Annotated in this window: 12 protein-coding genes; 2 read left to right on the top strand and 10 right to left on the bottom strand. The window is 71.8% G+C overall.

The window, feature by feature from the left end; translation table 11 throughout:
- From AEQ27_RS02690 to AEQ27_RS02680, 3 genes are all read right to left on the bottom strand, one after another.
- On the bottom strand, nucleotides 1–578 hold a 578-nt coding region (locus AEQ27_RS02690; protein ID WP_054145292.1), incomplete at its 3' end, for a GDSL-type esterase/lipase family protein.
- A gap of 91 nt (nucleotides 579–669) precedes the next feature.
- The gene (locus tag AEQ27_RS02685; RefSeq protein ID WP_054145291.1) at nucleotides 670–876 is read right to left on the bottom strand and encodes a hypothetical protein; all 207 of its coding nucleotides are present in this window, start codon (nucleotides 874–876) and stop codon (nucleotides 670–672) included.
- Nucleotides 873–2,492, bottom strand: coding sequence for an SDR family oxidoreductase (locus AEQ27_RS02680; RefSeq protein ID WP_082383184.1), 1,620 nt, complete (start codon nucleotides 2,490–2,492; stop codon nucleotides 873–875). The genes AEQ27_RS02685 and AEQ27_RS02680 overlap by 4 nt, the downstream gene beginning before the upstream one ends.
- Before the next feature lie 26 nt (nucleotides 2,493–2,518).
- Here AEQ27_RS02680 and deoC point away from each other — a divergent pair, with 26 nt between their 5' ends.
- Nucleotides 2,519–3,247: a deoxyribose-phosphate aldolase gene (gene deoC, locus AEQ27_RS02675; protein ID WP_054145290.1), complete on the top strand. Its 729-nt coding sequence runs from the start codon at nucleotides 2,519–2,521 to the stop codon at nucleotides 3,245–3,247.
- Nucleotides 3,248–3,328: 81 nt separating this feature from the next.
- On the opposite strand, the gene AEQ27_RS02670 is transcribed toward deoC, so the two are convergent.
- The 5 genes from AEQ27_RS02670 to AEQ27_RS16965 are packed head-to-tail and all read right to left on the bottom strand — an operon-like array spanning nucleotide 3,329 to nucleotide 6,664.
- Nucleotides 3,329–4,270, bottom strand: coding sequence for a bifunctional riboflavin kinase/FAD synthetase (locus tag AEQ27_RS02670; RefSeq protein WP_054145289.1), 942 nt, complete (start codon nucleotides 4,268–4,270; stop codon nucleotides 3,329–3,331).
- Nucleotides 4,271–4,275: 5 nt separating this feature from the next.
- Entirely contained in the window at nucleotides 4,276–4,752 is a 477-nt protein-coding gene (locus tag AEQ27_RS02665) for a hypothetical protein (protein WP_235450951.1), read from the bottom strand.
- A gap of 46 nt (nucleotides 4,753–4,798) precedes the next feature.
- Complete coding sequence (locus tag AEQ27_RS02660; RefSeq protein ID WP_054145288.1) at nucleotides 4,799–5,167, bottom strand: hypothetical protein; 369 nt, start codon at nucleotides 5,165–5,167, stop codon at nucleotides 4,799–4,801.
- The gene (gene truB, locus AEQ27_RS02655; protein WP_054145287.1) at nucleotides 5,164–6,063 is read right to left on the bottom strand and encodes a tRNA pseudouridine(55) synthase TruB; all 900 of its coding nucleotides are present in this window, start codon (nucleotides 6,061–6,063) and stop codon (nucleotides 5,164–5,166) included. Before truB ends, AEQ27_RS02660 begins: the two co-directional genes overlap by 4 nt.
- Nucleotides 6,064–6,109: 46 nt before the next feature.
- Nucleotides 6,110–6,664, bottom strand: a complete 555-nt coding sequence (locus AEQ27_RS16965; protein WP_054145286.1) for a hypothetical protein — start codon at nucleotides 6,662–6,664, stop codon at nucleotides 6,110–6,112.
- Nucleotides 6,665–6,732: 68 nt separating this feature from the next.
- On the opposite strand from AEQ27_RS16965, the gene AEQ27_RS02645 reads away from it, so the two are divergent.
- Nucleotides 6,733–7,602, top strand: coding sequence for an A/G-specific adenine glycosylase (locus AEQ27_RS02645; protein WP_054145285.1), 870 nt, complete (start codon nucleotides 6,733–6,735; stop codon nucleotides 7,600–7,602).
- Between the two features lie 30 nt (nucleotides 7,603–7,632).
- On the opposite strand, the gene rbfA is transcribed toward AEQ27_RS02645, so the two are convergent.
- Together rbfA and infB are read right to left on the bottom strand one after the other, a co-directional pair.
- Entirely contained in the window at nucleotides 7,633–8,175 is a 543-nt protein-coding gene (gene rbfA, locus AEQ27_RS02640) for a 30S ribosome-binding factor RbfA (protein ID WP_054145284.1), read from the bottom strand.
- Between the two features lie 101 nt (nucleotides 8,176–8,276).
- Nucleotides 8,277–10,798 (bottom strand): translation initiation factor IF-2 (gene infB, locus AEQ27_RS02635; protein WP_054145283.1); only part of this gene is annotated, 2,522 nt, incomplete at its 5' end.

Here is a 10,798-nt window from a genome sequence, read left to right as displayed (position 1 = left end):
ATGTCGTAGGCGACGTCGAGCACGCTGATCGGGCGGCTCATCGGCGGCTCGTCGCGCAGGCGCTCGAGGGCGGGCTGCAGCTCGCCCAACCAGGCCTGGTAGCCGGCCTCGGTGAGGTGGACGTGGTCGGCGGCGAACTCGGGTCGCAGGGCGTCACCCGACTCGTCGGCGAGTGCGGGCCAGAGGTCGAGCCACTGCGCCCGGACGGTCGACGAGAACTGGCGGAGGTGCCGGTTGGCGTCCTTCAGGCGGGGTGCGAATTCCGCCCCCCGGGGCGCGATCGACTGCAACAGCAGACGCGTGCCCGGCAGTTCGCGGCGCATGGCCACCATGAGGTTCTCGATGCCGCGCACGACCTGCTCGACCGAGCGTCGCGCGGTGAAGTCGTTGGTGCCGATCATCAGCACCACCGAGTCGGGGTTCGCGGCCACGACGTCGTGGAGCCGTTCGGTCAGGCCGGCGACCGTGTCGCCCCCGACACCCAGGTTGACGACCTGTTCGTCGGGCAGCCAGGCCGCCCAGTCGCCGTTCTCGGTCAAGCTGTCGCCGACGAAGGCGACGGTCTCTCGTTGTGTCATCACGACCTCCTGGTGGTCTGCTGAAGTGCCCCCATCGTGCCATCCCCCGCTGGGAGCCGCGAACCGGCGCGCTCGTGCCCGCCGCTGCGCCTCACTGACGGAAGCGCCGCGGCCTCTTCGACCACACGCGGTCGAGCGCGTGCCGGACGCGCGGCAGCAGCACGACGAACGACGACACGACGACGAGCACCCCGAACAGCACCCCGAGCCACAGGGGCACCGGCGACATGGCCTCGTCGCCCGTCGGGTACAGCGGCACCGGCGTCGACATCAGGACGAGGAGGCGCGGGTCGGTCACGCGACGGCCGTCGCGTCGGTCGTCGCCCCGCCCGCAGCACCGGCCGCACGATCGCCGGCTGCCCGACCGGCCGCCTCCCGCTCGGCCGCCTCCCGCTCGGCCGTCGCGGTGATGCGCCGCAGCATGCCCGAGAAGATGACGCCGTGGAACGGCAGGATCGCGAACCAGTAGAGCCGTCCGCCCAGCCCCTGCGGGAAGAACACCGCGCGCTGGCGGTAGTGCGAGCCGCCCTCGGGACGCGGCTCGACCGTGAGTTCCAGCCACGCGCCTCCCGGCACCTTCATCTCGGCCCGCAACCGCAGCAGGTGACCGCGTTCGAGCTTCTCCACCCGCCACCAGTCGAGGGCGTCGCCGACGCGCAGGCTCGTCGCGCTGCGGCGGCCGCGCCGGAGGCCCACTCCCCCGACCATGCGGTCCATCCAGCCACGAGCCGACCAGGCCAGCGGGAACGAGTACCAACCGTTCTCGCCCCCGATGCTCTCGAGCACCTTCCAGAGCTCGGCGGGCGGTGCACTCGTGTCGGTCTGCCGGTCGTCGGTGTAGACGGTGTGCCCGGACCAGTCGGGGTCGCTCGGCAGCAGGTCGCTCGGCGCCCCCGCCACCGACGAGTCCTGCCAGCTGGTCTCGACGTCGCCGTCCTGCTCGCGCTGCAGGGCGAGGCGCACGGCCCGGCGGTAGGGCAAGAGTCCTTCGGCGGGCGGGGGCACGACGGCGTCGATGTCGTGCTCGCGCACGACGCAGTCGTACTGCAGGGACGCGATGATCGGGACGGCGAGGGCGCGAGGCACGGGCGTGACGAGGTTGACCCACTGCGAGGCGAGCCACGGCGTGAAGACGGGGAGTGACGCGATCGGACGTTGCTTGAGGCCGGCCTCGAGCGCGTAGCCGTTCATCATCTGCCCGTAGCGCAGCACGTCGGGGCCGCCGATGTCGAAGGTGCGGTTGACGTCGTCGGGCACGTCGGCCGCGCCGAGCAGGTAGTGCAGCACGTCGCGGACGGCGATCGGCTGGATGAAGTTGCGCACCCACTTCGGTGCCGGCATGTAGGGCAGCACGTCCGTCAGGTGACGGACCATCTCGAACGAGGCGCTGCCCGAGCCGATGACGACGCCGGCCTGCAGGGCGACGGTCGGGACGCCGCTCGCGAGCAGCACGTCGCCGACGTCCTTGCGAGACTGCAGGTGTTTGGACAGGTCGCCCTCGGGGTGCAGTCCGCCGAGGTAGACGATGCGGCGGACGCCCGCGTCGCGCGCGGCGTCGGCGACGGTGTGCGCCGCGTCGGCCTCGGCGCGCTCGAAGTCGCCCTTGCCCCCCATGGCGTGGGCGAGGTAGTAGACGACGTCGACGCCCTCCATGGCGGGACGCACCGTCTCGGGGTCGGTCAGGTCGCCCTGGACGACCTCGACGTCGCCCGACCAGGGCACGTCGCGCAGCTTCTCGGGCGAGCGCACGAGCACCCGCACGTCCGCCCCGGCGGCCACGAGCCGCGGCGTCAACCGCCCGCCGATGTACCCGGTCGCCCCGGTCACCAGAACCCGGCGCGAGGCCACGGCGTGGTCGGTGTCGCTGGTGACGGGGGTGCTCGACGGAACGCCGTCGGGAGTGTTCGCAGACATGGGCCCAAGCTACGCTGGACCCCATCATGACTACCCAGCAGCTCCCCACCGTCTCCGCCGTCGCCGGCATGATCGACCACGCGATCCTCAAGCCCGAACTCACCCGCGCCGAGGTCGACGCCGCCCTCGACGACGCCGCCGCGAACCACGTCTTCAGCGTCTGCGTGCGCCCCTCCGACATCTCGCACGCCGTCGAGCGCCTCGAGGGCACCGGCGTGCTCGTCGGCACCGTCATCGGCTTCCCCCACGGCACGACGTCGACGGCCGCGAAGGCCGCCGAGTCGCGTCAGGCGATCGCCGACGGCGCCGCCGAACTCGACATGGTCGTCAACATCGGCTGGCTGCGCAGCGGCATGACCGACGAGGTCGAGGCCGACGTGCGCGGCGTGGTCGAGGCTGCCGGTGACACGATCGTCAAGGTCATCCTCGAGACGGCCTACCTCGACGACGACCAGATCGTCGCGGGCTCGAAGGCCGCCGAGCGCGCCGGGGCCGCCTTCGTCAAGACGTCCACCGGTTTCGCGGGCGGTGGCGCGACGCTCCCCCACCTGCGCCTCATGCGCGAGGCCGTCTCCGACTCCGTCCAGGTGAAGGCCTCGGGCGGCGTGCGCGGCCTCGACACGGTGCTCGAGATGCTCGACCTCGGCGTCACGCGCTTCGGCACGAGCGCCAGCGGCACGATCCTCGCCGACCTGGCACACCGCCTCGAGACGGGCCGCGCCTCGGGCGCGGGCGACGACACCACGTCGTACTGACGAGCCGAGGAGGCGCGGGTCGCGTCGACGACGTGACCCGCGCCTCCTCGAGGTGGTGACGACCGTCAGGCCCACGGGGCCTCAGGCGGTCGGCAGCCCCAGGATCTCGCGCGTGCGGACGACGTCGGCCCTGATGTGCTCGATCAGGGCCTCGAGCCCGTCGAAGCGCACGTTTCCCCGCACCCAGTCGACGAAGTGGACGGTGACCTCGAGCCCGTAGAGGTCGAGTGAGACGTCGAGCAGGTGCGCCTCGACCTGCTTGGCCGGCACCCCCTCGAAGGTCGGGTTGTTTCCGACCGAGACCGCCGCCGGGTAGAGCGTGTCACCGACCATCACACGGGCGGCGTAGACGCCGTCGGCGGGGACGAAACCCTCGCTGTCACGAGCGAGGTTGGCCGTCGGGAAGCCCAGCTCACGGCCGCGCTGTTCTCCGTGCACGACGATGCCGCGCACCGACGGCTCGCGCCCGAGCAGGACGCCGGCCTCACGGACGTCGCCGGCGTCCATCAGCTCGCGGATCCAGGTCGAGGACGCCCGACGGCCACCGCTCGGTCGCACGTCGTCGATCGACACGACTCGGAACCCGCGGGAGGCACCGAGCTCACGCAGGGTGTCCACGGTGCCACTGCCACGCACGCCGAAACGGAAGTCGTCGCCGACGAACACGATCCGAGCGTGCAGGGCCCCGACCAGGATGCGGTCGACGAACTCGTCGGGCGTCAGCGCCCGCAGCTCGGCGTCGAAGGTGAGCATGAGGGTGGCGGCGACCCCGGCCGCGTCGAGCAGCTCGCGCTTCTGCCGGTTGCTCACGAGGGCCGTGGGCACGTCGTCGGGTCGCAGGACCGCCAACGGGTGCCGGTCGAAGGTGACCACGGTGGACACGAGACCCTCGTCGCGCGCCACCCCCTCGAGCATGTCGATCACGGCGCGGTGCCCGACGTGGACTCCGTCGAACTTGCCGATGGTCACGGCGCTCGGCCCGAAGTCGGGCGGCACGTCGCCGACCAGGTCGTAGAACTGCACGCGCGCTACCTCGTCGTGCCCGGGTCGCGAGGAGACCCGCCGGTCCCCGCGCCCTCGGCACCGGCGCGAACTGCGGCCCGCGTCGCGCGCCCCTGCCGCCGCAGCCACAGGATGCCGAGCACGGGCAGGACGAGCGGCACGAAGCCGTACCCGCGCCCGAAGAACGACCACACGGTGTCGTGCGGGAAGAGTTCCGGGTCGAGCACGGTCACGAGACCGATGATCAGGACGCCGACGAGCTCGAAGCTGATGGTCGCCCAGGCCACGGCGTACCAGCCCTGGCCGGGCGCGATCAGGGCCACGGTGGCGACGATGTAGACGACGGCCGACAACGCGCTCAGGGTGTAGGCCAGCGGCGCCTCGGAGAACTGGGTCGTGATCTGGAAGACCGACCGACCGGTGGCGGCGAGGGCGAGGAGGGCGTACACGGCGATGAGGACCCGGCCGAGGCCGACCGCGCGCGTTGACTTCTGAGTGACCATCCCGTCAAGGATAGGACTCCGACGGGCCCGCCGCCGACCGGCTGCGTCAGAGGCCCTGGACGGTCCAGATCTGGAACATGCGGTAGACCATCACGGCGATCGCGAACGACGAGGTGGCGAGCACGAGGTTGCTCCACCGGGTGCGGTCGACGAGCGCCCAGACGGTCGCGAGCGGTGGCAGCAGGATGGCCGAGACGAGGTAGATGTAGAACTCGACGAGGGTGCCCGTCGGCGCGTTGCCGACGAACGGGGCCACGATCGCGACGACGAGCTGCACGAGCAGGAGCAGCAGCACGACGGCCCCCGGGCCGACGGTGATGTCGTCGGGCTGACGCTTCGCGAAGCGGGCGACCACGCAGACGATGCCCGCCACCACGGCCACCACGACCTGCACCCAGGTGAACCATTCGATCATGCCTGCACCTCGTCGGTCGGGAAGTTCACGATGGGCTTCGCGGCACCGGCCCGCACCGAGACCAGGCCCGCGAGCCTGCCCGTGGGCGTGACGGCGGCGACCGGCCCCGGGGTGTCGTCGAGTTCGACGGCAACGCGCTTGCCGTGCCCGAGGTCGACGGCCTCGGCCGCGGTCATGGACCACTCCGGGAAGAGCGTCCGGGCGACGTCGACGGGGGGCAGCAGCGCCGGGGCGACGTCGATGCCCTCGAGGACGGAGGCGCGGGTCACCTCGAACGGTCCGACCCGCGTCCGACGCAGCGCGGTCAGGTGTCCCCCGACGCCGAGGTCGGCCCCGAGGTCGCGGGCGAGAGCCCGGACGTAGGTGCCGGACGAGCACGAGACCCGCACGTCGAGGTCACGCACGGGCACCCCGTCGACGACGGCGTCGCGTCGGTCGAGCACGGCGAATTCGGCGATCGTCACGTCGCGGGCCTTCAGCTCGACCTCGACCCCGGCACGGGCGAGGTCGTACGCGCGACGGCCGTCGACCTTGATGGCGCTCACCGTGGTGGGCACCTGGCTGATCGGGCCGGTCAGCCGCGCGATGCCGACGTCGATCGCGTCGTCGGTGACGTCGCCGGCCGAGGTCGTCGAGACGACCTCGCCGTCGCTGTCGTCGCTGGTCGTGGACACGCCGAGACGGATGGTGGCGTCGTATCCCTTGTCGAGACCGACCAGGAAGGTCAGGAGGCGCGTCGACGAGTTCAGGCCGAGCACCAGCAGTCCCGTGGCCAGCGGGTCGAGCGTGCCGGCGTGGCCGACCTTGCGCGTGCCCGCGGCCTTGCGCACGCGCGAGACGACGTCGTGGCTGGTGATGCCCTGCGGCTTGTCGACGAGGAGGAGGCCGCTGTTCACCCGACGACGTTAGCGCAGCCGGACCGCGACGAGGCCGGGGACGCGCTCAGCACGCGTCGTCGAAGCGTCGACGGGGATGCTCGCGGTCGGAGTTGTCGACGACGGCCGAGGCCTTGGCCCGGGCGTCGAGTCGCGAATCGTCGGCCGTGACCCAGACCCGGTAGTGCCACAGCCCCGCGAGGCCGGGGCGGGCGAGGTCGGTGCCGTCGACCAGCAGGACCGCGTCGGCCGGGCCGGTGACCCAGGCGGACTCGACGGAACGGTCGGCGTCGGCGTCCCAGGCCCGCTCGACCCAGCCCGCACTGCCGCCGAGCCGGAACGGCTCGACGAGGACCCGGCGGAACAGGCCCTCGCCCAGCACGGGAGCGGAGTCACGTGGCGCCGCGTCGGGACGTTTCTCGAAGCCGTCGAGCGAGGCGCGGAACGCCGCGTGCCCCAGCTCGCGGAAGGCCTCGAGGAGGTCGTCGGCGAGATCGGCCGCACCCGCGCCTCCGTCGCTGTCGACCGCGACGAGCACGCGGCCGCGCCCGTAGTTGTGGACGATCTCGGTGGCGAGTTCGCGCAGCGTGTCTTTCTTGGCAGGGGCCCATCGGGTGGTCATGCCGACACCGTACGCCCGACGACCGACACGACGCCGGGGACGTCGTCGACGCGCCGTAGGCTCCTACGGTGCGCATCTCCCCCGCCGTGAACGCCTGGTTCCGCGAGAACGGGCGCGACCTCCCGTGGCGGCGTCCCGGCTTCACGGCCTGGGGCACGCTTGTCAGCGAGATCATGCTGCAGCAGACCCCCGTGGCCCGCGTCGTCCCGCGCCTCGAGCAGTGGCTCGACCGCTGGCCCACGCCGGGCGACCTGGCGGCCTCGCCGGCCTCCGAGGCCGTGCGGGCCTGGGAGCGCCTCGGCTACCCGCGTCGGGCCCTCGCCCTCCACGCCGCCGCCGTGGCCATCACCGAGCGGCACGGCGGGGTCGTGCCCGAGGACGTCCCGTCGCTCCTGGCGCTGCCCGGCATCGGCGACTACACCTCACGTGCCGTCGCGGTCTTCGCCTACGGTCACCGTCACCCGGTCGTCGACACGAACGTCCGCCGCGTCCTGGCCCGTGCCGTCGAGGGACTCGCCGAGCCGTGGGCGCCCAAGGCCTCGCGCGACCTGCCCCTGATGGAGTCGCAGCTGCCCGACGACCTCGAGGAGGCGCGGGTCACGAACGCGGGCGTCATGGAGCTGGGTGCGCTGGTCTGCACGGCACGGTCGCCGAAGTGCGACGTCTGCCCGCTGGTCGAGCAGTGCGCGTGGGTGCTGGCGGGTCGTCCTGCGCACACCGGACCGCGCCTCCGGACCCAGGCCCGCTTCGAGGGGGCGGACCGCCAGGGGCGGGGCATGATCATGGCCGAGTTGCGGGCCGGCGACGTCCCCGTCACCTCCGCCGAGATCGAGACGATCTGGCCGGACGACGCGCAACGCGCGAGAGCCCTCGCCGGATTGCTCCGTGACGGTCTGGCCACGGGGTCGCCCGACGAGGGCTATCGTCTGCCCGACTGAGGCGGGCGGGCGTCCTGACGGACGCCCTGGTCAGCGGGTGGAGCCGTCGGGCTCGGTCGAGGCGCCCGCGGCCGGAGCCTCGAGCTCGTCGTCCAGGGCCAGGTCGTCGTCCAGGTCGTCCTCGGCATCGTCGAGGTCGTCGTCCGCCTCGAGGTCGCGCGGCTTGACGTACGGGTCGGCGTCGCCGGCGTACTCGGCCGACGAGGCCATGGTCTGGCTCTCGTGGTCGCGCTGGCGGGCCTCCTGCAGCAGGCGGTCGATCGAGGCCGCGTTCTCGGGCAGGGCGTCGAGGATGAACTCGAGGCTCGGCGTGAGCCGCGCGGGGGTGTTCTTGCCCACCTCGCTGCGCAGCATGCCGGTCGCCGACTTGAGGGCGGCACCCGTGTCACGTCGCTCGTCGTCGGTGCCGTAGACCGTGTAGAAGACGGAGGCGTGCTGCAGGTCGCCGGTCACCTTGACGTCGGTGATCGTGACGAACCCGAGGCGGGGGTCCTTGATGCCGCGTTCGAGTCGCCGCGCGATGATCTCGTGGATGCGGTCGGCCATCTTGCGGGCGCGTTGCGCGTCAACCATTGTTCACTCCTGTTCGTGCTGCTCGCCGCCGTGGCGAGAGGGGTGAGGCCCCGCCCCGACCGTAGTCGGAGCGGGGCCTCGTGTACTGCGATGACGCCGGGTCAGACCCGGGGCTTCTCGACCATCTCGATGGTCTCGATCTCGTCGCCGATCTGGATGTCGTTGAACTTGCCGAGACCGATGCCGGCCTCGAAGTCCGTCCGCACCTCCGTGACGTCGTCCTTGAAGCGACGCAGCGAGTCGATCGCCAGATTGTCGCCGACGACGACGCCCTCGCGGATGACACGGGCACGAGCGTTGCGGGTGATCGTTCCGGATCGCACGATGACACCGGCGATGTTGCCGACCTTCGACGAGCGGAAGATCTCGCGGATCTCGGCGACACCGGACTGCTTCTCCTCGAACTCGGGCTTGAGCATGCCCTTGAGCGAGTTCTCGATGTCCTCGAGTGCCGCGTAGATGACCGAGTAGAACCGCACGTCGACACCCTCGCGAGCAGCACGCTCACGAGCCTTCGTGTCGGGACGCACGTTGAACCCGATGATGACCGCGTTGTCGACCGTCGCCAGGTTGACGTCGCTCTCGGTGACCGCACCCACACCGCGGTGGATGATGCGCAGTTGCACGCTGTCGTCCACCTCGATCTTGAGCAGGGACTCTTCGAGCGCCTCGACGGCACCGGACACGTCACCCTTGATGATGATGTTGAGAGCCTCGACCTTGCCCTCTTCGAGAGCACGGGTGAAGTCCTCAAGCGAGATGCGCTTGCGGGCCTTGGCCAGCGACGCGTTGCGCTCGACGGCTTCACGCTTCTCGGCGATCTGACGAGCCGTGCGGTCCTCCTCGGTGACGAGGAAGGTGTCACCGGCTCGGGGAACGCTCGACAGACCCTGGACCAGCACGGGCCGGCTCGGGTACGCCTCGTCGACCGAGTCGCCGTTCTCGTCGACCATGGCGCGGACGCGGCCGTAGGCCGTGCCGGCGACGATGGCGTCACCGACGCGCAGCGTGCCCGACTGGATCAGCACCGTCGCGACGGCACCGCGGCCCTTGTCGAGGCGGGCCTCGATGGCGACACCGCGGGCGTCCTTGTCGGGGTTGGCACGCAGGTCGAGACCGGCGTCGGCCGTGAGCAGGACGGCCTCGAGGAGGGCGTCGATGTTCTTGTTGTCACGGGCCGACACGTCGACGAACATGACGTCTCCGCCGTACTCCTCGGCGACGAGGCCGTATTCGGTGAGCTGCTGACGCACCTTGGCCGGGTTGGCACCCTCTTTGTCGATCTTGTTGACCGCGACCACGATCGGCACGCCGGCGGCCTGGGCGTGGTTCAACGCCTCGACCGTCTGCGGCATGATGCCGTCATCGGCCGCGACCACGAGGATCGCGATGTCGGTGACCTGCGCACCACGGGCACGCATGGCGGTGAACGCCTCGTGACCGGGGGTGTCGATGAAGGTGATGGCGCGCTCGACGCCCTCGTGCGGAGCCCACACCTGGTAGGCGCCGATGTGCTGCGTGATGCCACCGGCTTCGCCGGCGACCACGTTGGCGTTGCGGATCGCGTCGAGGAGTCGCGTCTTGCCGTGGTCGACGTGACCCATGACGGTGACGACGGGAGGACGGATCTGCAGGACGGACTCGTCCTCGTCCTCGAGCTCTTGCTCAAGGTCGATGTCGAAGCCCTCGAGCAGCTCTTTGTCTTCGTCTTCGGGCGAGACGACCTGGATGTTGTAGCCGAGCTCTTCGCCGAGGACCTGGAAGGTCGCCTCGTCGAGCGACTCGGTCGCCGTCGCCATCTCACCGAGGTGGAAGAGGACGGTCACCAGGTTGCCGGGGCTCGCGTCGATCTTGTCGGCGAAGTCGCTGATCGAGGCACCGCGACGGAGACGGACGATCGTGCTGCCGTCGCCACGGGGGACGCTGACGCCACCCAGCGACGGAGCCGAGCGCATCTCGAACTCGGCCCTCTTCGTCCGCTTCGACTTGCGTGCCTTGCTCTTGCCGCCACCGCGACCGAACGCACCGGCCGTGCCGCCACCGGGGCCACGGCCTCGACCGCCGCCACCGGAGGGACGGGGACCGCTGAAGCCGGGGCGGAAGCCGCCGGCCGCACCGGGAGCACCGGCACCGGGACGCTGGAATCCGCCACCGGCACCGCCGGGACGACCTGCGCCGCCACCGGCGGGACGCTGGCCGAAGCCGTTGGGACGGGGGCCGGCGCCGACGCCGGGACGCGGGGCGCCCGGACGGGGAGCACCGGGACGCGGGGCCATCGGGCGAGGGCCTGCGGCGCCACCGGGACGCGGCATGCTGCTGGCCGCACCGGAGCCGCCGGGACGGGGCGCGCTGGGGCGACCCATGCCCTGGTTGCTGGCGAAGGGGTTGTTGCCGGGACGCGGAGCACCGGGGCGGGGGCCGCCGGGCTTGGGACCGGCGGCACCGGGCTTGGCGGCGTCGTCGGCCGGAGCCGCCGCGTCGTCCTTGGCGGCTGCCGCGGCTGCGGCACGCTGCGCCTCGGCCTGGGCCTGTCGCTCGGCGACCGTCAGCGGGGCGACGGGTGCGGGTGCCGCGTCGACGTCGGGCTCGGCCGCCGTCACGGGGGCGGGCGTCGGCTCGGCGA

It is taken from the genome of Frigoribacterium sp. RIT-PI-h (assembly GCF_001297205.1).
Lineage (GTDB): Bacteria > Actinomycetota > Actinomycetes > Actinomycetales > Microbacteriaceae > Frigoribacterium.
The sequence above is the reverse complement of the archived record's forward strand: the minus strand, read 5'-3'. Positions and strand labels throughout refer to the sequence as shown.

What these genes read in the sequence shown, in the direction of transcription:
- AEQ27_RS02680 (WP_082383184.1), bottom strand. Translation starts at nt 2,492, where the DNA reads ATGTCTGCGAACACTCCCGACGGCGTTCCGTCGAGCACCCCCGTCACC.
- deoC (WP_054145290.1), top strand. Translation starts at nt 2,519, where the DNA reads ATGACTACCCAGCAGCTCCCCACCGTCTCCGCCGTCGCCGGCATGATC.
- AEQ27_RS02665 (WP_235450951.1), bottom strand. Translation starts at nt 4,752, where the DNA reads ATGGTCACTCAGAAGTCAACGCGCGCGGTCGGCCTCGGCCGGGTCCTC.
- AEQ27_RS02660 (WP_054145288.1), bottom strand. Translation starts at nt 5,167, where the DNA reads ATGATCGAATGGTTCACCTGGGTGCAGGTCGTGGTGGCCGTGGTGGCG.
- AEQ27_RS16965 (WP_054145286.1), bottom strand. Translation starts at nt 6,664, where the DNA reads ATGACCACCCGATGGGCCCCTGCCAAGAAAGACACGCTGCGCGAACTC.
- rbfA (WP_054145284.1), bottom strand. Translation starts at nt 8,175, where the DNA reads ATGGTTGACGCGCAACGCGCCCGCAAGATGGCCGACCGCATCCACGAG.